Origin of the sequence: Corynebacterium sp. MSK297, assembly GCF_030232885.1 — a bacterium.
In the GTDB taxonomy this organism is placed as follows: domain Bacteria; phylum Actinomycetota; class Actinomycetes; order Mycobacteriales; family Mycobacteriaceae; genus Corynebacterium.
Genome location: NZ_JASPGD010000002.1, coordinates 19,099 through 42,267, shown reverse-complemented (window position 1 = coordinate 42,267; position 23,169 = coordinate 19,099). Strand labels below are relative to the sequence as shown.

Below are 23,169 nucleotides of genomic sequence, written 5' to 3'. Positions count from 1 at the left end.
TGGTGGCAACGATGAAGAGCAAGGTCGGAAAATGCCTGCGGTGGATACTGCCGCTGGCAGTGCTCGCCATCATGGGAATTTTCTTCCGTGAAGAGCTAGATTTCCTCAGCGAGGGTTTCCGCACTCTTCGCCACGCGCAACCTTGGCCCATCGTCGTCGTGTTCCTCACCTTCGCGTTTTCCTTGCTGGCGATGGCCGAGGTGATGCGCAAGTTGTTTGTCGCCGGTGGTGTGCCCGTCTCATTCAAAGAGTGCAACAACATTGTCTTCGCCTCCAATGCCTGGTCGACGACACTTCCCGGTGGCCCAGCCTTCGCCGCGATCTTGACGTATAAAGTGCAGCGCGCCTGGGGTGCGTCCGTGGTGCTGTGCGGCTGGTTTTTTGTCCTCTCTTCTACAATTTCCACGCTCTGGGTCGTGTTGATTGGTTTTACCGGCGTATTTTTCTGGGGCGCGGATGTGGCGTTGTGGTCATTAATAGTATCCCTGGCGTTGATGTTGGGGCTGTGCAGCGGCCTGTACTGGGCTTCCTGCAATACCCGGACCGTGGAGCGCTGGTTCAAAAACCTCCCGTGGAAAAAGACCGACAAGCTCGTCGAACACGTCAACAAGCTCGACCAAGTGTCGTTGAACTTGGGGCAATTTTCCTGGGTCACTGTCATGGCGTTTTTGAACCGAGCTTTCGACGCCATCTCGTTGTGGGCCTGCGCCTGGGCAGTGACCGGTAATATGCCGTCATTCTGGCCTGCCGACGACCACACCACCATCATGGGCATTAGCGTCGCGTTTATTACCGCCAAGCTGGCGGGTTCCGCGCAAATCACCCCGGCGGGCGTCGGCACCGTGGAAATCGCGATTATCACCGCGCTAGTGGCCACCGGCATGACGGCTGTCGATGCCACTGGCACGGTGTTGGTCTACCGGCTGATCACCTTCGTTTTCTACAGCGCAATCGGCTGGGTCATCTACTTCGCCTACTACGCACGCAAGGGCATGTCCTATGCCGCGCTGCGCCAGACTGATCCGGAAGAAACCAGCGACGTAAAATAACTGGCATGCCGACGTTTACCCGCCACGCACCTGCCCGTCCGATCATCTTCGATGCCATCGCGCTGGCAGTTTTCGCCTTACTTGCACGTATTGCCCACCAGTCTGCGGACATGCCACTGTCTTTCGTGGGCTGGTTATCCACGCTGTGGCCATTCCTTATTGGGCTGGGTCTCGGCTGGTTATTGCTTTCCCGCGCGTCGGCGCCCACAATGGTTAGCGGTGCGCGCAACGGCCGCGGGGCGGCCATCGTGTGGTTGTGCACCGTCATCGTGGGGCTGGTCATCTGGGCGTTGCGTAATGGTGCGGTGCCGCACTGGTCATTCGTGTTGGTCGCCAGTGCGACGTCCGCACTGTTCATGTTCGGTTGGCGCGCTGCCGTCGCGCTGGCCGGTTCCCGCAAATGATACCGAGCCCAGAGTTCCTAGCTAGTTCCTAGTAGTTTCTCGCTAGTTCCTAGCTTCTTTCTCGCTTCCGGAATGCGAGACGTCACCGACATCGGCAAGCTCCTGCACCCGTCGTTGCTCGCGCTGCTCCCGCCTGCTGTGTCGACGCATCCGCACCAAGTCAGCGACATACACCGCCACAGCCACCCAAATGATGATGAAGCCGATCCAGCGCTGCTGCGACATCGGTTCTTGCGTAATAAACAGCGCCCACAACATCAGAATCGTCGGGGTGAGATATTGCAGCATGCCGATCGTCGACAGCGGCAGCATGTGCGCACCGCGGGCATAAAACAGCAGCGGGGTGGCTGTGACCAGACCGCACGACATCATCAGCAGGGTATGCCCCCAGCCATCACTGGCGAAAGTGGATTGTTGCTCTGGGTGCACGCTGATATATGCCACATAGCCCAGCGCGAATGGCAGCATGATCATCGTTTCTGCCCCGACGGAGAAAAACGCGGACACGGCGACTTTCTTCTTCAGCAGGCCATAGGTACCAAAACTGAAGGCCAGCGCAAGCGCGATCACTGGTGGCTGGCCGCTCAGGAACGTCAAATACACCACGGCTACGGCCGCGATAGCCACGGCCACCATCTGCCAACGGCGTAGGTGCTCACGCAAAATCAACACGCCAAGCGCCACCGAAACCAGCGGGTTCATGTAATAGCCCAGTGAGGCATCAGCGACGTGATCATTCATCACCGCCACCACGTAGGTGCCCCAATTCACGGTGATCACCACGCCAGCAGCGGCCAAACGCCACCAGGTAGCCGCACGCACCTCATAAACCTCGCGCCACCGGCCAGTCACCAACAAAATTCCCACCATCAACACCGCAGTCCAGATGATGCGGTGCGCCAGAATTTCGAGCGGGCTAGCAGGATCCAACAGTGGGAAGAACGCGGGAAACACACCCCACAGCACATAGGCGGCGACGATATATTGCATTCCACTACCGTAGCCGGACCGCTGCCGCTGGCCGACAATTAGCTGGCTGCAGGCTACTGCCCCCCGAAAATAATCTATATCAATACATAATAGAAGCTACGATTACCTAGAATCATTTTTTCTTAGTAACTTAGAATAAATGTATTACATCGTATAGTAGATTCGGTTCTCTGTATTCTCTTAGTACATGCACCCACCCTGAAGGGATAGTCGCGCTCTCATTTTGACCGTAGGTAACCCCTAATAGATATTGAATTGTCAGATCTGGATAAAAGTCAATAAAGTCCTCGACACCACGGCGAATTCCCATTGGTTGCAATGACCAATAGCCTCCACGTAAACGAACCAGCCCTTCCCCTATCAGTAGAGTTACGTCTTGGTGCGAAACCATAGATCCTTCGAGGAATTCTACGGCTACCGCACAAAGAGAATTTCGACTCCACGGATCACTGGGATCTGCTCCAATAGAATTGAACCGAGAAATTAAATCATCGGTAGATTCTTGAGCAAAATCGATAAAAAGGCTTAAAGACGTATTGTCAATGAACACACTTCTACCTAACCCTTAGGCTTGAACAAGAGCCCACAGCCCATATGATGCTTGATACTCGCATCGTAAACGAGAATAGTTAGGGTGGCTGTTATGGAAAAGTTTCCGAAATGAAAGACATTCTGCTTTCGAATGCGTCCACTTAAGAACATGATCAAAATTTCGGCCCTCAACGTACCCCTGCGTCGCCAAATGCGGACTTATTACGGAGTCCATAAAAGCCGGACGGGCAACAGCTCGATCAGAACCATTAAAAACCATCAGCAGGGCGAAAAAGATAGCCAATAAGGCTCTCAACACTGTTTTTAGCCTAATCATTTTAACAGAGCTCGATTCGATCTACACGCCCAGTTGGTGCCCAAGCAATATTATGTCTACTATTATCTACCACAACCGCACACCTACTATCAGGGGCAAAGGCGAGAATCACTTTAACTCTTAAATCTATCCCACAATTGTTATAGACTTGTATGAATCCGCCGGCCTCTTTTTTAGCCTCAATGCAGGCCGGAGGAGTAGAGATGCGCTCCTCCATCATAAAGTCAAACTCATCCAATTCAGATATATGAACTTCTGTACCTCGGGGAACCATAAGCGAACTCCCCGCATCCAATACAGTCACAGTACTTTCCTCCAGTTCACCGGCAGAGGCTACGGTGTTCTGTTGGGCTGATTGAAGAATTAATAATGAACATAAAAGCGTAATGATTTTTTCATTCTTACGGCTCCAAACTCGACCAGGTTAATGACATGCCCCACAGTAGCATAGGATAGTCTGATTTGACACAGAATTTCATATGGCTTTAGCATATCCTCGATCTTGACGCGTTTACCTGCAAGTATTTGAAGTCTTTAACCTGACTTGGCTCAAATTAGTGCGGAAATAATCACGCGATCGTTTTGCCAACAATTATTTCATCAACAAACTCACGCACCAAAGACGGTAATCGCATCGCCGCATGCACAATCTGCCCACCGACTTCCAACTCGAAACTGTGGCGTTACCCATGCCCCGGAACGCCTTTCATCACCGGATAGATTGAGCCATCGTTCCAGAGCCTAGGGCTTATCCTTAATAACAGACGGAAAAGTGGCTTGTCCCGCAATAATCTGTGCAAAATCAGCATCCATAGAGCCAAGTAGGCGTATCGCGTAGCGATGAGTAGCCCAAAGGCGATTAGTATCGAGCATCGGGCGTAGATGCGCACCCCGGTTCCTCACTAACTAAGCTCCTATAGCTACCAGGTGCAAAGCAAAGCCTGCAACAGCTGGCAGCCCAGCAACCTACATCGGCGCGATCGGGTGCTTTTTCGGCAAGTCTTCCACATGCTTAGTCGCCAACTGGCGTAGCGCTTGCCGCAGCTTCAACCTGGTCTCCGAAGGCTGGATCATGGCATCGATATAGCCGCGCTCAGCAGCCACATACGGCGAAGTCATATTCTCGTCGTAAAAGTCCATGAACACTTTCTTCATGTACCCACGCTGCTCCGGCGGGGTTTGCTCCAACTGCTTGCCCTGGATCATGACGACGGCCGCGGCCGCACCCATCACCGCGATCTGCGCGGTCGGCCACGCAAAATTGATATCACCGGACAAGTTCTTCGACCCCATCACCGCGTACGCACCGCCATAGGCTTTGCGCACCACCAACGAAATCTTCGGCACCGTGGCCTCCACCAAAGCGAAAGCAAAACCAGCTCCCCGGTGAATCAACCCGGCCTTTTCTTGCTCCACACCCGGCAAATACCCAGGGGTATCGGCAACGAAGATCAGCGGAATATTATAGGCATCGCAAATGCGGATAAACCGCGCGCCCTTATCAGCAGCATCGGCGTCGATACAACCAGCAAAGTGCATCGGGTTATTCGCTACAAAACCCACCGCCTGACCATCAATACGCCCAAAAGCGGTGACCATATTCGGCGCGAAATTTGCCTGCAACTCAATCAGCTGATCGTCGTCACCCAACAACTTCAGCACATCAATAATGTCGTAACCGGCATTCGTGTCATCCGGCATGAATTCGTCGAGCTCTGGGGTGTGCGCGACTTCCTCGTCACTAGGCGCCAAAAACGACGGTGCCGGATCATGACACGTCAACGGCAGGTGATCCAAAAGATCACGCACCAGCTCAAAGGCATCTTCTTCGCTGTCAACAACGGCCTGTACGTTACCGTTACGCTCCTGCTGGCGCGCACCACCGAGTTCCGCGGAGCTGACTTCCTCGCCGGTGACCTCTTTGATCACAGCCGGGCCGGTGACATACATTTCGGCCTCACCATCCACCGCGATAACAAAGTCCGTGGTCACCGGGGCATACACCGCTCCACCAGCGGATTTACCCAACATGATGGAAATCTGCGGCGCATACCCCGACAGCGGCATCTGCCGACGCGCGATCTCGGAATACATCGCCAGCGACGTCACCGCATCCTGAATACGCGCACCACCAGAATCCTGAATACCAATCACCGGGCAGCCGATGCGGGCAGCCATATCCATCACCTGCGTGACTTTCTGGCCAAACGTCACACCAACGGAACCGCCATAGACAGTCTTATCGTGCGCATAGATACACACCGGGCGGCCGCCGATGCGCCCATACCCAGTGACCACACCATCCGAGTACACCGCATCGTCATCGCCCGGGGTCTTACCCAGCGCGCCGACCTCCATGAAGGAGCCGTCGTCAAGCAAAGCATTAATGCGCTGCCGGGGAGTGGTGCGCCCGGCCTCATCACGCTTTGCCCGCGCCCGCTCCGAACCAGGATCCTGCGCCTTTTCTAAACGACGACGCAGGTCAGCGAGTTTCTCGGCGGTATTAGTCACCTAGTGCTCCTCCCGTGCAGCGGGGATCTTGCTCTTCATCCAACGGTCCATGTGCTCTGCGACGATGCCAATTGCTGGCTCATCCGGCACCGCCAGGTGATCGCCCGGCAGCTGAACGATCTCTAACTCATCGACGATAGCACCCCAGCCGCCATCCGGATCAATATCGGCGTAGCGTGGCTCCAATTCAATTGCACCATCATGCATACGTTCCGCGCGGAACAACAGCACCGGCAGGTCCACATCCGCCCAGCGCGCAAAATCAAGCTTGCCCAGGATCATGTTGTCCACGAAACTGGCGCGCTGGTGTTCCAAAACCCCCGCGGATAGCCCATGCTCAGAAGCATCAGAGCTAGCCAGGAACTGCTCCAGCATCTGCATCAAGGCTTCCTCGCCGGCGGTTTCTAGCAGCTCGTACGGTACCGGGAAGTCCAAGCCGTAGGTACGTTCCGCGAATGCGGCGTAGCGCTCCCAGCGGGCCTTGGTCTCATCCAAAGTATCCGGAATCGGCTCAGACGGCTGGGTGGTATCCAACAACGCAATATAGGCGAGGTCAATGCCGTGGGTCGAGTTGTCGGCGTTATCAGCATTGTCAGCGTTACCAGAGTCGGCAAGCAACTGCGAAGCCGCCTCATACGCCAACGCTCCACCAAAGGACCAACCGCCCAGGATGACCGAGCGTCCCTTCGCATACTTGCGGATATCGCCCAGGTAATCCGCCACGCGCTCTTCCAAGCTGCCCTCGCGACGCTCCACACCGTAGACCGAAACCTCTTGCGGCAAGCGGCGTGCCAGCGGCTGGTACACCACCGAACTACCACCGGCCGGGTGGAACATGAAGACTACCGGCGCATCAGCACTGCCCTCACGCAGCACGCGAATATTGCCCTCGACGTCGGTTTCCAGGCCCTGGCGCACCACGTCGGCAATTTCTTCCAGGTTTTCTGCCTTGCCGACGAGCTCGGACCCGATGCTCATGCCACTGCGCTCACTCAGACGCTCGGCGATCTTGCCTGCGACTTCGCTGTTGATCTCCGGCAACGTGCTGGTGACACCAGCGGCCGCGCGACCAGTCAGGCTGGCCCAGGTAGCAAACACCAGGCGCTCAGCAGCATCGCGTGGCGCCACACCGACGCCTTCTGCCTGCGTGGCATAGGACTGTTCGGACTGATCTGACTGTTCAGACTGATCGGCAGATCCTTGCTCGGCAGAGCTCTTCGCCGAGGAGCTCTGGTCATCCCGCACGGCAGCACCGCTTTCCTGTGCTTGGCCAGCAGAGCCGTGCTTTTCCGCAACAGCCTGGTTGACCATCGCCACGACATCCGCCACCGACGCATCACGCAAAGCCTGCACCTGCAGCGGCGGGATTTGGAAATCATTTTCCACGCGGTTTTTAATCCGCATGCCCATCAGCGAATCCAGCCCCAGATCAATCAACGGCAACTCGCCAGGCAGATCTTCCGCATCGTAGCCCATGGACTCAGAAACGATGGCGCGCAGGCGCTCCTCGACGGTTTCGGTCTCCGGATCCCAACGCACCGCCGAATCCGCACCAGGCATGCCCAGGTTGTTTCCGGCCGCTGCGGCAGCGGCTGCACCTTCGGCACCGGTTGCACCGGCCGGCGGTGATTCTGGGATCGGCGCCACCCCTAAATTCTGAGCTTGCGCACTACCTTCGCCAGCACCACCGCCGTCGGCAAGCGCCAACGTGGTAGCAAAACCTTCTGCAACCACAACGCCCGCTGTCATATCGTGCACAGTCAAAGCCACGCCACCGACATTGCGCTGCGCGATCGTCGTCAACTCGCCCTGGGCGGGCAACGTGCGCGGTTCTTCTGCTGCCACCAGCTGCGCGCCCGGCTGCATTGCCTCGGCAGCTGCTTCCAGCAACGCCAGCGCCGAAGGCACCTGGTCAGCATCCACGGAAAACGCGGTGCGCCCATCCGGCAAATTCACCCGGGTGCCCGGCAACCCGGCAGCACCGGCACTCGGGCGGGCATTCGTCCAATACCGTTGCTTCTTAAAGCGTGTGTTGGGCACCGCGGCGTACTCACCGCTGCCATACAACTGCGAGAAATCCACCGGTTGGCCCAAAACATAAAGCTGCGCCAGCAGATCCACCAGGTTGTTTGCGGAATCTTCCTTGCGCTTCAGCGTCTTCAGCAGCTTCGCATTAGCCTTGTCGACGCTAAAAGCAGTGTTCATCATGCCCATCAGAGCAACCGGGTTCGGGCTGATTTCCACCATCGTGTTGTGCCCATAGGCAAAGGCGCTCGCGACCGCATCCTGGAAATACACGGGCTGGCGCGTCATTTCCAGCCAATAATCCTCGTTATGCACCACCGCACCACGCTGGTGGTGAAGTTTGTCCACTGAAGAGAACAACGGGGTGTGCAACGGAGCAGGTTCGATGCCTGCGATAGCACCTTCCAACTCACCGAGCAGCGGTTCCACCATGGAAGTGTGGCCGGCACCCTTCACGTCCAGCGCACGGGCAAATTTACCTTCGTCTTCGAGCTTTTCCACCAGGCGCAAAATCGCAGCCCGTGGACCACCGACCGTCGTCATTCCCGGACCTGCGTACACTGCGGGTTCCACATCAGCGAATTCTTCTTGCTCGGCGTAGTCCGCAATCTGCTGTGCGGACAGTTCAACAACAGCCATCGCGCCTTGCGCATCACCGGTCAGTGCGTTTTCGCCTTCGCCCATCAGCCGAGCACGATGGCAGGCGATCAACATAGCATCCTCGGCGCGCACACCACCGGCAGCATAGGCTGCGGCGATTTCACCCATGGACATGCCAATCACGGCTGCTGGGCGTGCACCGCACTGCGCCAGCAAATCCGTCAGCGCAATTTGGATTGCGGTGATCGCGACCTGCGCGGTTTCGGTGTTATAGGTCTGCTCATCGTCCCGAACCAATTCCAGCACGGACCAACCGCCCTCAAAGTCCACGATCTCGTCGAGCTCCGCCATCCTGGCGGCAAATTGCGGTGACTGTTCCAGTAAGTCCTTGACCATTTTCCGGTGCTGGGAACCAAAACCGGAGTACACAAATACCGGGCCCGGAGTTTCCGGTGCGTCTCCGCTAAACGCAGACGTCGCAGCCTTGCCCTCGGCGAGCTTACGCAGGCGCTTCACAGCTTCACTGGCATCCGCGGCAACAATGGCAGCACGCGAACGGCCATGATTACGCTTTGCCAATGTGCGCGCAACCGCGGTGAGATCAAAATCCTTGTCGTCCTGGGCGCCTTCCAGGTAATCGGCCAAATCGCCCGCTGCTTGCCGACGCCGTGATGGCACCAGGCCAGAAATCGGCAACACCACGTGGTCGCTATTCAGGCGCGCCTGAGTTTCCGTAGCCACGTCCGCAGCGCCATCGTGCGCCAACGCGTCCTGCGCTGTAGCGTCCTGCTCCGCGGCCTTCTGCGCTGCAACATTCTGGGACGCCCGAGCCCCATCGTATTTTTGCACCACGACGTGCGCGTTTGTCCCGCCAAAACCGAAGCCAGAAATGCCGGCGATCTTGTTGTCCGAAGGCCACTCTCGTGGGTCTTCGACAACCTCCAGGCGTTCTTTCTCAAAGTCGATATAACGGTTCGGCTCCGAGAAGTTCACCGACGGCGGCACAGTATCGTTCTGGATCGACAGCACAACCTTGATCAGGCTGGCAATACCGGCAGCAGATTCCGAGTGGCCGATATTCGACTTCACCGATCCAATCAAGGTGTCTGTTTCCCGGCGCGGGCCAAGCACCGCGCCCAATGCGCTGGCTTCAATTGGATCACCGAGGATCGTGCCGGTGCCGTGTGTTTCCACGTAATCGACGGTCGCTGGATCAATCCCGGCATCAGCATAAGCCCGACGCAACACGTCGATCTGTGCCTCTGGGTTCGGCGCGGTCAAACCATTCGAGTGTCCGTCGGAGTTCGTCGCGCTGCCCTTAATCACCGCCAAGATCTCATCACCAGCGGCTTCGGCGTCGGCAAGCCGCTTCAGCACCATTACACCGGCGCCGTCGGCACGCACGAAACCATCGGCATCATCGGAAAACGCGTGAATGGCACCCGACGGGGAAATCACGCCGAGCTCGCCAAAGGCAGTGGAAACAAACGGCGACGCCAGGATGTTCACGCCACCGGCGATAGCTACCTCGCACGAGCCATAACGCAACTCGCGCACCGCCTGGTGCACCGAAACCAGCGACGAGGAACAAGCGGTGTCCACGTTCAACGATGGGCCTCGGAAATCGAAGGCATAGCTGATGCGGTTCGGGATCACAGCCGAAGAAGTACCCGTCAGCGCGTATGGGTGGGCTTCGGCCGGGTCAGCGGCGATCAGCATGCCGTAGTCATTATTCGAACTACCCATGAACACGCCGACGGGTTTGCCCTTGAGCTCATTGGCTGGCAGGTGCGCGTTTTCCAGGGCGTGCCAGGTCAGCTCCAGCATGATGCGCTGCTGCGGATCCATATTGGTGGCCTCAATAGGAGAAAGGCCAAAAAATTCCGGGTCAAAACTGGCGATATCGTCCAGGTAGCCGCCGGAAAGATTGATCTTGCCCATCTTCTCCGACATCACCGGGTCAGACTGGTACTCACTCCAACGCCCCAGCGGCAGCTCGCCAGTGGCGGTGCGGCCTTCTGCCAGCAGCTTCCAGTATTCGTCCAAGCCATCTGCCTGCGGGAAGCGGGCAGACATACCGACGATCGCGATATCACCACCAAAGGCACCAGCGCCGCCATGCGCACCGTTTCCGGCACCAGCGACGTCGGCACGCTCATAAGACTGCTGAGCAGCCCCGGCCCGCGCACTACCTTCCGCCGGACCGTCGACCAGCCGTTGAGCCAGCGAGGCGATGGTGGGGTATTCGTAAGCGATAGTCGGATCCAACCGAGTATCCAGCAAGGTTTCCAATTCACCCGACAGGATCACCGCATCGCGCGAAGAAAGCCCCAGCGCTTCCAGCGGCTTGTTTTCCGATACCTCTTCGACAGGAAGGTCAGTAACCTTCACTACCCACTCGGTCAGCCAGCTCTTCAGCTGCTCAACTGTCATTTAGGCTTCTCCCTCAGATCCCTCATATTTCTTCTTTGCTACCTGCCGCGCGATCTTGCCTGCCGACGAACGGGAGAGCTCGCCAGGAGCCAGGAACTGAATATCATACGGACGCACACCATGGCGTGCAGTAACTTCCGCGCGGATGGCTTGAATTGCCTGTTCATCGCCTGATTCTTCAGCTTGGTCACCGCGTTCTACCAACAGCACCAATTCTTCAGTGTTATCCGCAGCAATCGCGAATGCGGCCACGGAATCACTGCGCACGTGATCACTGGCAGACATCACGGTGTGCTCAATATCCTGCGGGTAGTGGTTGCGCCCGGCAATCACCACCATATCTTTCAGACGCCCGGTGATATACAGCTCGTCGTCGATGAGCACGCCAAGGTCTCCGGTGGCCATCCAATTATCAGCTGGGGCGTTAGCAACGTGGGAATTGTCGAGACGCTCGCCGATCGTGTTACGGAAAGTAGCCGCGGTTTCTTCCGGGCGGTTCAGGTAGCCAGCGGCCATGTTATCACCATGGCACCAAATCTCACCGACGCTCAATTCCGGCAACTCAGCCTTCGTTTCTGGATCGACGATAGCCAGGTACTGCGGACGCACCACTTCACCATTAGAAATGAACGCCACGCCGTCATCGCTGCCGGTCTCGACAGCTTTGCCAGCAGAGATCTCGTCCCGATCAAAATACTTGATCTTCGGGCGGTCGCCAGTCTGCGGCGTAGTCACCATCAGCGAAGCTTCTGCCAAGCCGTACGACGGGCGCAGCATGCGACGCGTCAGCCCCTTCGACTCGAAGGCATCCAGGAAGGAATTCAGCGCTTTCACTGTCACTGGCTCTGAACCAATGATGATGCCGTTAATATTCGAGAAATCCAGGCCGTCTTCGTTGCCGTAGCGCACGGCCAGATCCAGCGCGAAGTTGGGGATCACGGTATAAACGCCCCGGTGATCGTCGCCCTCCCGAGCCGATATCATGCGTGTCCAGCGTGCTGGCTGCTGGATGAAGTCTTTCGGCGACATCAGCTCGGTCTGCAATCCCATGATCGTGGCAAACAGATTCAGAATGATGCCCATGTCGTGGTGCAGCGGCAACCATGAGACCAGGCGCAACGGCAGGCGTAGGCGGGCGGCTTCAAAAATCTGCAGCACGTTGGTCAGAATCGAACGGTTCGTCAGCTCCACACCAGCTGGGGTGCGGGTGGAACCCGAGGTGTACTGCAAAAAGGCAGGTTCGTCGATGGGCATAACCGTCGACGACGCCATGCGCTGCTGGCCTTCAATGGTTTGCTGCGGATTGACATAAGAATCCGCCAGAGAATTCGGCAGCGAATCCACCGCCAAGATGCGCGGACGCTCGCGGGATGGCAGCTTCTTGAAGTGATCGCGCACCGCGGCCGCCGACGGACGGTTGGTCAGCACCAGTTTTGGCCCGCAATCGGCAAACACGGCAGTCAGGTGGCCTTCGTGGCCCGGCTCGTTCGGGTCATAGAGCGGCACCGGGACCATACCGGCATACATTGCCCCGACGAAACCGAAAATGTATTCCGGAGAGTTACCCATCAGGATCGCAACTCGGTCACCCATTTTGGCGACCTGCTGCAGGCGAGCTGCTACCGACTTGATACGGATATTGATCTCTTGCCGGGTGAAATCAACCGGAGTGCCTGCTCGCGACTGAGAGTAATCCCAGAACCGCAAGCAGTGCCGGTCTGCTCCGCCGGTGTGCAGATCACCCTGGTACAGCAATTCAGCCAACCCCACCAGTGACAATTGTGGCGCGAGTTTCAAATTGCCCTGGCCGTCGTAAAACTGACTCATTGCTGCTTTAAGATCCATGGTGATTCCTTTGCTGAGCTAACACCGGTACATCTAGCACCAGTATGAAATGTTTGTTTGTCTAAGATTCCAGCCTACGTTGGCGCAGAAGTCATGCAACTACCAGGTACTATCGGAAACAAAACAAGAAACGTTAACGTCACTATCAAATCCGGCTAACCCTGATCGATTATCTCAATAGCCCAATTCTTAATCCACTCATCCGCCGTCGTACCCGGAATTACTTCCTCATTGGTGCCGTACTGGGCATGCGAATTATTCGCCAGTTCCAGAGCCCGACCAAACGCATCCAACACGCTTTCCGGCGCGGCACAGATTGGATCACTCGGGGCGCAAATCTGGAAAGTGCGATCGTGCAACGCACCGAAACCATCGCGCGCACCACGCATCGACGCTCCCGGGGTTACGCCCTGCACCAATCCTTCGAGAGGCTGCAAAGCAACCTCGGCGCCTACCCCACCAACCGGGACTCCCGGGTTAATCCCCTGGTCTGCAGTACGGCGGCCGTCGGCAAGCAAGGCAATGCCACGTACACGCTCCGGTGGAATCGGCCCACGGTGGTTGCCGGTCTCATTAGCGATATCACCCATGATCACAGCGCCCTGGGAAAAGCCCGTCATCACGAAATCCGTCAGCGGGCATTCCTCATGCGTGGCAGCCAAGCGTTCGCGAACCTTCTGCGTGCCTTGTTCGCGGGATTCGTCGTAGCTCAACTGATCCTGGTTTTGCACATTGGCAAACTGAGCAGAATACGGCAGAGTCCACACCCGCACGTCGTCCGGAGCGTAGCGCTCCTGCAACGGCCGGGTGACATTGAGCAAAAAGGAATGCGGATTAGCCTGCGGATTGAACGGGTCATCATCCGCAGCAGATTCCCAGGTGCCCGGAGCAGAAATGAATTCCACCCTCGGACACCACTCCGGTTGCACAGGCTCTTCCGCTTCTTCGGCAGGGCCGGCTTGATCATCGGGAGCCATCGGACCCTCACCGCTTAAATATTGCATCACCCCGGCACCGATTAACAGGACCAGGACGATCACGGCGATAACCGTGAACACTTTTCTCATAGCTTCACATTTCTTGTTTGAGCAGAACCGCGGTTTTACGCCCGCACAAGCACGACACCAGTACTAGGCAGTGACCCATCACTAGGAAGCGACCACAACTAGCAGAAGTGTTTGCGTGCGGACTCCGTCAAATTATCAGCCAATTCTTCGAATTCGCTGTCAGTACGGTCTTGGCCAACCAGTTGCCCGGCTACCGCCTGCAAAATCGCAGTCTGGTCATCACAGACCAAGTAACCGGCAGAAATAACCTGGTCTTCAACTCCGTCGAGATCGACACCGAGTGCACGCACATCATCGAGGAATGCGGCGTCATCGCCTTCGAAGTTGTTGGTATCCGGAATTTCGTCGATTTCGTGTGCTCCACGATCACGGCTGCCGCCGCTGCCTCCAGCTTGCGGTGCTGGCTCAGCGTTACTGTGCCCCGCCGTGTTCGTGCCAGAGTCCTTCTTTTCGGACTCTTTGCTGCTCTTGCCGTTCTTGCTGTCTTTATCAGCATCTTTCGACTGCGAAGAACTAGCCGCAGTGGATTCCGAGGTAACCGTAGAGGATTTGCTCAGAGTCTCTGGTTCTTCATCTTCTACGGTGGCTGAACCACACGCCGCTAACACCAGCGCACCAGAAGCCAACACTGCCGCCACCGACACTTTCCGACGCTTTGCACTCACGCTCGGTATACCTGCTCCCGGTTTGCCATTGTCCGTCTTGCAGCGCCCCGTATTTCCCTGCCCCGTCTTGCCAGGACCGAAGCTTCGCGTAAATCGCATTACTTCTCCCGTACGCCGCCGTTGATCTCTTGCAAGGTTCCGTTCTGGAACTTCTGCTCATTCACGCCCGGCTTGGACTCATAATCAGCGGTTGGCCAGCCATACTTGCCCTTCTCGTAACCGTACTTACCCCACTCGTCGAAGATCTTGCCGTACTTGATCACCTGAACTCCGGATTCTGGCGAGAAATAAATATTGCCGTTTTCGAACTTCTGGAACCATCCGCCATCGATCTTGTACTCATTGCTGATCGGCAGACCCAAGTCAGCCTTGTCCACGGATGCATACTTCTTAGCGATTGCACCGATGACCAGGTGGGTCTTACCCTCGCGGTTACGCGCTAGGAAGCCACCCTGCATCGGCTGTAGCTTGCCGCCACTCACGTGTTCATCCTTGCCAGTAGGGTATCCGGAACGGCCACGCTCGTAGTCGTATTCTTTCCAGCCTTCCAACAAATCATTCGGCACTTCCCAAGCACCAGTATCTGGGTGCCAATAAATATTGCCGTTTTCAAACTGTACAAACCGGCCCTTGCCATCTGGAGCACCCAGTTCAGAAGACTTCGGAAAGCCCAACCACGAGGTTGCTCCACCCAGCTGCGCATAACGCGCGTTAATCGCGCCGTACACCCCATGCGCGCCGGTTTCTGGCGACCAATAAGCAGTACCACCAGTAAAGTCCTGTGCCACGCCGTCGGTTTCACCCACCTGGTACTCGTTAGTCAGGCACTTTTCAAAGTGCGCCTGGCCAGACACGTCAGCGGCAATAGCACCCTTGACTTCACAATGAGCAGTGCGGCCTTCATCTGGGATATCCAGTGCGTTCGCAATGTATGGCCATGCTTGTTTCAGTTCGAATTCCCAGTATTCCCACGTGTGAATACCGGTCGGGCGGAACTTCGCGACGACATCCACGTTTTGGGCCTTGGCACGGTCGACGAAGGTCTGCGTCGACATGCGAGAAATTACTTCCAAACCGACACCCGGCAGGCTTGGGCTGTGCTTGGCGACGGAGTTCGGATCACCAAAGTCTGGCCGTCCGCTTCCAGCCGTGACGTAGACGGTCATATCGCGCAATTGTTCAATGCCCAGCTTCGGATCGTGATCAATCCAGCCCTGGCTATACAGCGGACCCCACATTGCTTCGGCGTTGTATCCACCGCCGTCGGCAATCGCGACCTGAATAGCTTCTGGCATGCCCTTGCTGGTGGTATCCAAGTAACCGGAGAAAGAGCCGACAAAATTGAACAAGTGCGGGTTACGCTCAGCCATGTTGATAGCAGAAGTTGCCCCCATGGACAGACCCGCAACTGCGCGCTGCTTATTGGAACGGAACTTGTTGTCCATGATCGGGATAACTTCCTTGGTCAAGAAAGTTTCCCACTTGTAGTGCTTACCGTTATCCGGCTGCTGCCAATCGGAATAGAAAGAGGACTCGCCACCGATCGGTAGGACGACGTTGACATTTTTGTCAGAAAAGTAACGTTCCACATCAGTCGCGATGGTCCACCCAGATTCGGTTTCGCGGGCGCGCAGACCGTCCATCAACCACAATTCCGGGAATTTCTGGTTCGGCTTAGCGTAGTAATCACGAGCCAGCAGCACCTGGAACTTCATTTCCTGATCCGGCATAGCAGCGGATTTAACGTAGACGAATGCGTGACGCGGTGATTTGTATTCCACACGATCTATCTCGACGCCTTCTGGCAGACCATCGGAGCTCGGGTACTCCGTCTCAATGGTGCTGCGCTCCGGGGCCTCTCCCGGCAGAATCGAATCGGTAATGCCCTCATTTTGTGGCAGCAGATTCGGGCTTCCCGGGAATGAACTTTGTGCCTGCGCTACAGGAGCCTGCGTAGAAATAGGCACGACAGCCAATCCGGTAGCAACGGCGGTAGGCACCGCCAAGGCCTTAAACCAGGCGCGACCGCGGAAACCACGTGACTGCTGACCGGTAGTCTGTGGTTGAACGTGCGGGGAAGAAGACAGGTCTAGACGCATAGTGATTCCTTGAAAGTATGTGCAGGGTAGCCAAAATTCAGGCCTGTCCGCACCCCGGAAGTTCCCCGCTTCCGGGATACGGCTGGCCTACTCGTGTAGTTTTCAAGTCTAAAGTTTAGGTTTAACTAGACAGCTGTTGGTAAGACACTCCGCAAATTCCCAGAAAAATTCTCGCCCGGCACTTTCTGCCGCGCAATTCCGTTTCATGCACAGGGCTGACCCCAACAGACATGAGCCCGACGCACAAGAAAAGCCAGACTAGCGTCGCCGTGTTGCGACAACCAATCTGGCTGTAGAAGCTTCTCCCCCCCCCTGTACGGACCTAGAGATTCCTAAGGGCTGTCTAGAAAGATCCAGAGATCTCCAGAAATGCTGGGCGGAATAATCGCTTAGCGAGCACCCATGACATCCAAGATGCGATCCCGAGTCCGTTCCAGCTGGTAGTTGAACTGGTACCAGTTATGCAGGCCTTGAGCTGGATAATCAGTGGTAATCGGGACACCCTGCAAGCGAGCGTTCGCTTCAAAGGTACGGCTACCGATCATAGACATGAACTCCAGGGCGATGCCAGGTGCCTGGTAATGCGGTGGCAACTGCAGATCTGGCGGTCCAGGTATACCTGAAGCAGCCGACACATAGACATCGGTATTCCGCAGATTACCGACCAAGTGGAAAGGGTCGTTCCGGAAACGAGCCGGGTTGATCAGCGTGCCGTACATCGCGTTGATGTTGTAGCCACCGGCATCGAGGAGTGCCACACGCATTAGCGTTTGCATGCCAATCGCGGTAGTGAAAAGGTAACCGGAATATGATAAAGCTTGGCGGAACTGATCCGGGTGCTTACCGGCCAGGCTCATTGCTGCTGTGGCCCCCATGGAAAGACCAGCAACCGAGTTGTTATTGGGAGCCACACCGAAGTGCTGCTGTAGATAAGCGGGCAGCTCAGAAGTGAGGAAAGTTTCCCACATATAGGGGCCGACTGTGTCACTAGAGAAATACTTCGGAGCACCTTTCCAATCCGCATAGAAAGATGCTTCACCACCGATCGGCATAACCAAAGTGATGTTGTCATCTGCGAAGAGTTTGTGAGCAATGCCCTCACGGTTCCAGCCATTCTGCTGGTTGTTCGCACGAAGGCCATCCAGCAGGTACAGGCCAGCGTTGCCGCCACGGGAGGCAGGCTGGATCTGGACAGCAATATTGCGGCCCATGGCGGGCGAGTACACATCACAGCGCTGGATCCAGTAAGCAACATCTGGGTCCCACTCACACGTGCCGGTGGCATCTGGCCGCAACCAGTGCCGATTATCTTGTGCGGTCGCCACCGAAGGGCTGGCCATCATCCCCAGCGCGACCGCCACGGCAGTCACCATTGTGACCACCGCGCGGCGCATATTCACGATCGACGTCATTACTCCCCTTCACGGAAATTATTCATTTGCCGCCTGTATGCTCCATGGTTTTCGGGCTAACACCCGCACGCGATAACCAGCAAGGCAATGTCCGGCGAGTGCCAGCAGCAAAACCAGGGCGGCAACGGATTCTGATACGTGTATCGATAACCAAGATAATTTCGTTACACAGCTTGGGGCAAGTTTAGGGGCAAAAAATAATCGCTACTTGAAAACGGTTGTTAGCCGTTAGACCGCTGGAACGATATACACTGCCACCACGATGCAGGCGATCCACAGCAGTGCCAGCACCTGCAAGGCGTGATCCTCCAAGGCGATTTCATCCGGCGCGCCACCTTCACCACGGTCCACATTCGAGGCATAGCGCAAAATCGCGATGGTAAACGGCACCAACGAGACCTGATACATGATCGACGCCAAGCCCTCAGTAGCCTCGGAAAGCTCAAAGCCCCACAGGGCATAGGACATGACAACGGCAGTAGCCGCCAGCGTCCACACGAAACGCAAATAGGTCGGGGTGTATCCTTCCAAGGCTTTGCGGATCTTCGCGCCGGTGCGCTCGGATAGCAGCAGCTCCGCGTAGCGCTTACCAGACGCCATAAACAGCGAGCCGAACGCGGCTACCAGTAGGAACCACTGCGAAAGCTCTATACCGGCGGCCACGCCACCGGCCATGGCACGCAGCATAAAACCGGATGAAACCAGCGCAATGTCAATCACCGGCATATGCTTCCAGCCAAAGCAATACCCCAGCTGCAGCGCGATATACACTGCAATCACCGCGGCCAGACCCAGCCCATCAGAGGCCAAGAACGACAAGCCGACGGCTGCGATAATCAATCCGACGGCCATCGCATAGGCCAGACCAACCGGAAGCACACCGGCAGCGATCGGGCGGAAACGCTTGGTTGGGTGCGCCCGGTCCGATGCCACATCGCGGGCGTCGTTGACCAAATAAATCGAGGATGCACCCATGCAAAAGACGATAAACGCCAACGCGACGTCGGCAAGCGTGCGACCATCCAGCAAAACACCGGCGCCAGCAGCAGCCGGCGCGGCAACCACCAGGCTGTTTTTCACCCACTGCTTCGGACGCAGCGCCTTGATCATGCCATCAAGCAGATTTTTCGGAGGTTGACGCTTCCGGCCGGTATCCACGCCGGAGGTGTGTGGTTCCGAGTGAAACACGCTTTGGTGACCGTCGTTTTCCATCTAGCCTTGCCTCATCATTCGCTTAGCGGTCGCATAACCAATCATTGCACCCAGCAGAGTATCTGTCGGGTAATGAACCCCCAACACCATACGCGATGCCATCATCACCGGGATACCAGCCAACGGCGTTTTCGAACCCGTCAATTCCGAAACCCCAGTACAAAATGCTGCCGTGGATGTCGAATGTGACGACGGAAACGACAATTTCGACGGCGTTGCTACCCCGACGCGTACATACGGATAATCCGGACGACGACGCCGCACAATGCGTTTGAGCACCACAGATGCGGCATGCGCAGTCAGTGCCGAGGCACCAACCCGCACCCACTGGCCGCGTCGTTGCTTGTCGACGACTGCCCCAACACCTGCACTGGCGATCCATCCCGCAGCGTGCTCGCCGAAATGCGACAGCCCACGTGCGGTCGGCAACACGCCTGGCGTCTCAAATGCCACCGCCTGAATGCTCTGCAGAACACGTGATTCTGCACGGCTCAGTTTGTTGGGTTCGTTTTTGCTGGCTTTATTGGGCATCGAAGACCTTCTTCCACGATTCGCGTGCGGTCAGCTGCGGACGCGCACTCCGGTAGGTGGTCTGCAGCTCATCGAAACGAGCCGCAATATCTTTCAATAGCTTCCGGGTTTGTGAAAGCAAATCGCTGGTCAGCTGCTTGTCACGTTTTCTAAAGGCCACGCCGGTGCCACCGGCGGTAGTCACGGTTGCCGAATCGACTCGGGATAGGTTGAACCAACGTGCCTCGTTCGGATTCAGATTAATCTGTGGTGCCTCGTGGTGGGCTGGATCCGCTTCCCGCGCCATGTGGCGCAGGGTTTTCAGCGCCCATGGGATCTTTTTCACCTTGCCTAAGCGCCCGCCCACATTGCGCAGGGGCACATCGGCTCCCGTTGGTGCGGGCAGATCCGCCGCGGATTCATAGATCACGGCATCATCGTAGTTGTGGCGGATCTTCTGGATCCTTGGCAGCGAGGTCTCTAGCACGTCGAAAAGCTGCTCCGGGCCCGCCAGGAAATCACGCATGGCTTCAATCTGGATGGCCATGGTGGAATATTCCATGCACATCGCGTGCTTGTAGCTGGATTTCATGATCGAGCGTGCCACGCCTTTAAAGCTGCCACGGTGGTACATCGCGGCGGTGATCAGGCGGTTACGCAGGTGGAAATACGCCTGCCAGTCGATAGCATCGTCTTTATCTGCCCAGGCCATGTGCCAAATGGCAGCGCCCGGCCAAGTGACCGTCGGGAAGCCAAATTCGGAAGCGCGCAGCGAATACTCTGTGTCATCCCACTTGATAAACAGCGGCAACGGCTGGCCGACGGTTTCGGCAACCACGCGCGGGAACAGGCACATCCACCAGCCGTTGTAACTGACGTCAACTCGACGGTGTAAGTCTGCACTGCTTTTCGCATGGGGGTTGCGCTGTTGTTCTTCGGTGAGTGTGTAGCCCAGCGGGTATTGAGAAAAATCGTGATCGTATACGCCATAGGGGGCTGGTCCCCACATGAAATCGCGGCCGTGAATAGTCTCGCCTGTGGTGCGCAGCTGGGCACGCTGCTGCAGGTTCAACATTTGTCCGCCGACGACGATCGGGCTGGCCGCAAAACGGGCTGCCTGCACGGCACGCAGGATAGAATCCGGCTCAATGGCGATATCGTCGTCCATGAACAGCACGAAAGGCGCATCCGTGTTCTCCACGAATTCGTACATAATCCGCGAATAGCCACCCGAGCCACCAAGATTGCCCTGCCGGAATTCATGGAAGCGCTCGCCGAAGACCGCGACGGCGTCATCGTATCCCGGCTCGTCAGCTGGGTGTTGGTTGCCCTGGTCCGGCATGAGCACGTGAGAAATCGCCTGTTCGACGACAGGGTCCTCCCCCAAGGCCTGCAGTGCGGCGACGGCATCGTCCGGTCGGTTAAATGTCGGGATGCCGACGGCGACTTTCTTCTCCGAAGGCTCAATGGTGGAGCCGTCGGGAAGCGTTTGTGGCTTCGGGGCGTGTGGGGCACACCAGGCGGCGTCGCTGATGCTGGTGTCAGTTTCTGCGGTGACGTCGAACCAGTACCAGCCGCCGTCTTCGAAGTTTTTCAGCGATAGTTCAATGTCCAGGGTGTCGTCGACGACCAAGTGGTTGCTCACGCCAACGCGGGTGCCATCGACCTTGGATCGGTACACCGAGATATTGGCTGTGCCCTCGATCTTCATGGTCAACACGACGGAATCGAGTTGCGACCAGCGGCGCCAATACGATGCCGGAAAGGCGTTAAAGTAGGTTTCGAAGCTGGCCTCCGCGCCGGCGGGCACGGTCACATCAGTGCGGGTATCCCAGCTCAAACGCTCTTTGTTCTGCGGGGATTCGATGAGGTAAAGCATACAGACATCGAAAGGTTCGCCGCGCTTCGGTAAAAGAATGCGTTGCAGGGCTTCGCGATGGTTCACGGTTCTCCAGTTCACAGGGGTTGGTTCATGGATGGGCAGTGCTGAAAAATATGCACAAAAAGTGCTGCACAACTTATTTCTTAGTGGCCGCTCACTTAGTGGCCGCGTTCTTGTTCCAGCGCTTTACCGTCTTGGAAATACGGCACCAGCTTGTTGTCGAACATCGACAGCGCCGCGCCGATGGCCATGTGCATATCCAGGTACTGGTAGGTACCCAAGCGACCCCCGAACAGCACATTATTGTCGGTGACCTCTTTCGCCGCATGCTTGCGGTAGGCAGCGAGTTTTTCGCGGTCTTCCGGGGTGTTGATTGGGTAGTACGGCTCGTCGTCGTCACCAGCGAAACGGGAATATTCTTTGAAAATCACCGTTTTATCGCGCTGGTAGTTGCGCTCTGGGTGGAAGTGCCGAAATTCCAGGATGCGAGTGTAGTCTACGTCTTGGTCGTTGTAGTTCATCACCGCGGTGCCCTGGAAATCTTCCACGTCATGGATTTCTTTGTCGAAGTCCACGGTGCGCCAGCCCAAACGCCCCTCGCAATAATCGAAATAGCGGTCCAGTGGGCCGGTGTAGACCACAGGAGCATACGGCGACTGCGCGCGGATGTCATCGCGGACTGCAAACCAATCCGTTTCCAGTTGCACGTCGATCTTGTCCGAGGCCGCCATATTCTCTAGCCACGTGGTATAGCCGTTAACTGGCAAGCCTTCATAAGCGTCATTGAAGTAGCGGTTATTAAAGGTATAACGCACCGGCAGTCGGGTGATATTGCCAGCCGGGAGGTTTTTCGGATCAGTCTGCCACTGCTTAGCGGTATAGCCTTTCACAAACGCCTCATACAGCGGGCGACCGATGAGCGAAATTGCTTTTTCTTCCAGGTTCTCGGCTTTGTCCGAGTCAAATTCCGAAGCTTGCTCCGCGATCAAATCTTTCGCTTCTTCCGGGCTGTAATAGCGGCCGAAAAATTGGTTGATCAGGCCCAGCCCCATCGGGAATTGGTAGGCGGTGCCATCATGCATGGCAAAAACGCGGTGTTGGTAGTCCGTGAAGTCCGTGAATTTATTGACGTAATCCCAGACCCTCTTGTTTGAGGTGTGGAACAGGTGTGCACCGTATTTATGCACCTCAATGCCGGTTTCTTCGTCTGTCTCGGTGTAGCAGTTTCCGCCAAGGTGGGGGCGCTTTTCGACGATGAGCACCTTTTTACCTAACTCATTGGCCGCGCGTTCTGCGATGGTGAGGCCGAAAAATCCGGATCCGACAACGATGAGGTCATATGCAGTCATGCACTACAGACTAGTGGAGCACTACGCGCACTAGTGGGAGCAACTAAGGCGCGCGCTGGAAGTTGCGCAGAGTTTTTCGGGAAACTTTTCCTGTGCAACCGCGCGCATGATTCCGCGTGTCGCAACATCAATAACAATCTTGTCGTCGGTAACTTTGGTTCTGTATCTTCACCCTTGACACATACGACACACAATTCACACGAATATGCGTGTCACAGCTTTCAGGGGTGTGTTGCTGATTGATTCGC

The 23,169-nt window shown here is 56.5% G+C and carries 16 protein-coding genes; 2 read left to right on the top strand and 14 right to left on the bottom strand.

What is annotated here, in order from left to right; genetic code table 11:
- The first annotated feature begins 11 nt into the window (after positions 1 to 11).
- Together QP888_RS02105 and QP888_RS02100 are read left to right on the top strand one after the other, a co-directional pair.
- Entirely contained in the window at positions 12 to 1,049 is a 1,038-nt protein-coding gene (locus QP888_RS02105; protein WP_284811916.1) for a lysylphosphatidylglycerol synthase transmembrane domain-containing protein, read from the top strand.
- Between the two features lie 5 nt (positions 1,050 to 1,054).
- Positions 1,055 to 1,453 carry a DUF3054 domain-containing protein gene (locus QP888_RS02100; RefSeq protein ID WP_284811914.1) on the top strand — a complete coding sequence of 133 codons (399 nt, stop codon included), beginning with the start codon at positions 1,055 to 1,057 and terminating at the stop codon, positions 1,451 to 1,453.
- Positions 1,454 to 1,495: 42 nt separating this feature from the next.
- Here the strand turns inward: QP888_RS02100 and rarD are convergent, their stop codons facing one another.
- The 14 genes from rarD to glf all read right to left on the bottom strand — a co-directional run bounded on the left by rarD (position 1,496) and on the right by glf (position 22,921).
- Positions 1,496 to 2,443, bottom strand: coding sequence for an EamA family transporter RarD (gene rarD / locus QP888_RS02095; protein WP_284811912.1), 948 nt, complete (start codon positions 2,441 to 2,443; stop codon positions 1,496 to 1,498).
- A 130-nt stretch (positions 2,444 to 2,573) separates the two neighbouring features.
- Positions 2,574 to 2,993 carry a hypothetical protein gene (locus QP888_RS02090; RefSeq protein ID WP_284811910.1) on the bottom strand — a complete coding sequence of 140 codons (420 nt, stop codon included), beginning with the start codon at positions 2,991 to 2,993 and terminating at the stop codon, positions 2,574 to 2,576.
- A 319-nt stretch (positions 2,994 to 3,312) separates the two neighbouring features.
- Positions 3,313 to 3,615, bottom strand: a complete 303-nt coding sequence (locus tag QP888_RS02085; protein ID WP_284811908.1) for an alpha-amylase inhibitor — start codon at positions 3,613 to 3,615, stop codon at positions 3,313 to 3,315.
- Between the two features lie 662 nt (positions 3,616 to 4,277).
- Complete coding sequence (locus tag QP888_RS02080) at positions 4,278 to 5,822, bottom strand: acyl-CoA carboxylase subunit beta (RefSeq protein WP_021353479.1); 1,545 nt, start codon at positions 5,820 to 5,822, stop codon at positions 4,278 to 4,280.
- A complete protein-coding gene (gene pks13 / locus QP888_RS02075) occupies positions 5,823 to 10,880 on the bottom strand; it encodes a polyketide synthase Pks13 (RefSeq protein ID WP_284811906.1) in 5,058 nt (1,685 codons plus the stop codon).
- Positions 10,881 to 12,725 (bottom strand): FadD32-like long-chain-fatty-acid--AMP ligase, encoded by a 1,845-nt coding sequence (locus tag QP888_RS02070; RefSeq protein WP_284811904.1) that lies wholly within the window; start codon positions 12,723 to 12,725, stop codon positions 10,881 to 10,883.
- 155 nt (positions 12,726 to 12,880) lie between these two features.
- Positions 12,881 to 13,792, bottom strand: a complete 912-nt coding sequence (locus QP888_RS02065) for a cutinase family protein (RefSeq protein WP_284811902.1) — start codon at positions 13,790 to 13,792, stop codon at positions 12,881 to 12,883.
- A 98-nt stretch (positions 13,793 to 13,890) separates the two neighbouring features.
- Positions 13,891 to 14,457 (bottom strand): DUF732 domain-containing protein, encoded by a 567-nt coding sequence (locus QP888_RS02060; RefSeq protein ID WP_284811900.1) that lies wholly within the window; start codon positions 14,455 to 14,457, stop codon positions 13,891 to 13,893.
- 98 nt (positions 14,458 to 14,555) lie between these two features.
- The gene (locus QP888_RS02055; RefSeq protein WP_284811898.1) at positions 14,556 to 16,556 is read right to left on the bottom strand and encodes an alpha/beta hydrolase-fold protein; all 2,001 of its coding nucleotides are present in this window, start codon (positions 16,554 to 16,556) and stop codon (positions 14,556 to 14,558) included.
- Positions 16,557 to 16,945: 389 nt separating this feature from the next.
- On the bottom strand, positions 16,946 to 17,968 hold the full coding sequence (locus QP888_RS02050; RefSeq protein ID WP_284811897.1) for an alpha/beta hydrolase: 1,023 nt from the start codon (positions 17,966 to 17,968) through the stop codon (positions 16,946 to 16,948).
- A 228-nt stretch (positions 17,969 to 18,196) separates the two neighbouring features.
- Positions 18,197 to 19,180 carry a decaprenyl-phosphate phosphoribosyltransferase gene (locus QP888_RS02045; protein WP_284811895.1) on the bottom strand — a complete coding sequence of 328 codons (984 nt, stop codon included), beginning with the start codon at positions 19,178 to 19,180 and terminating at the stop codon, positions 18,197 to 18,199.
- Positions 19,181 to 19,711, bottom strand: coding sequence for a phosphatase PAP2 family protein (locus QP888_RS02040; RefSeq protein ID WP_284811893.1), 531 nt, complete (start codon positions 19,709 to 19,711; stop codon positions 19,181 to 19,183).
- On the bottom strand, positions 19,701 to 21,635 hold the full coding sequence (locus QP888_RS02035; protein ID WP_284811892.1) for a glycosyltransferase: 1,935 nt from the start codon (positions 21,633 to 21,635) through the stop codon (positions 19,701 to 19,703). The genes QP888_RS02040 and QP888_RS02035 overlap by 11 nt, the downstream gene beginning before the upstream one ends.
- A gap of 95 nt (positions 21,636 to 21,730) precedes the next feature.
- Entirely contained in the window at positions 21,731 to 22,921 is a 1,191-nt protein-coding gene (gene glf / locus QP888_RS02030; protein ID WP_284811889.1) for a UDP-galactopyranose mutase, read from the bottom strand.
- Positions 22,922 to 23,169 lie beyond the last annotated feature (248 nt).

Excerpts from the sequence above, each read along its gene's own strand:
- QP888_RS02105 (WP_284811916.1), top strand. The coding sequence starts at position 12 with ATGAAGAGCAAGGTCGGAAAATGCCTGCGGTGGATACTGCCGCTGGCA.
- QP888_RS02100 (WP_284811914.1), top strand. The coding sequence starts at position 1,055 with ATGCCGACGTTTACCCGCCACGCACCTGCCCGTCCGATCATCTTCGAT.
- rarD (WP_284811912.1), bottom strand. The coding sequence starts at position 2,443 with ATGCAATATATCGTCGCCGCCTATGTGCTGTGGGGTGTGTTTCCCGCG.
- pks13 (WP_284811906.1), bottom strand. The coding sequence starts at position 10,880 with ATGACAGTTGAGCAGCTGAAGAGCTGGCTGACCGAGTGGGTAGTGAAG.
- QP888_RS02070 (WP_284811904.1), bottom strand. The coding sequence starts at position 12,725 with ATGGATCTTAAAGCAGCAATGAGTCAGTTTTACGACGGCCAGGGCAAT.
- QP888_RS02065 (WP_284811902.1), bottom strand. The coding sequence starts at position 13,792 with ATGAGAAAAGTGTTCACGGTTATCGCCGTGATCGTCCTGGTCCTGTTA.
- QP888_RS02055 (WP_284811898.1), bottom strand. The coding sequence starts at position 16,556 with ATGCGTCTAGACCTGTCTTCTTCCCCGCACGTTCAACCACAGACTACC.
- QP888_RS02050 (WP_284811897.1), bottom strand. The coding sequence starts at position 17,968 with ATGACGTCGATCGTGAATATGCGCCGCGCGGTGGTCACAATGGTGACT.
- QP888_RS02045 (WP_284811895.1), bottom strand. The coding sequence starts at position 19,180 with ATGGAAAACGACGGTCACCAAAGCGTGTTTCACTCGGAACCACACACC.
- QP888_RS02040 (WP_284811893.1), bottom strand. The coding sequence starts at position 19,711 with ATGCCCAATAAAGCCAGCAAAAACGAACCCAACAAACTGAGCCGTGCA.
- glf (WP_284811889.1), bottom strand. The coding sequence starts at position 22,921 with ATGACTGCATATGACCTCATCGTTGTCGGATCCGGATTTTTCGGCCTC.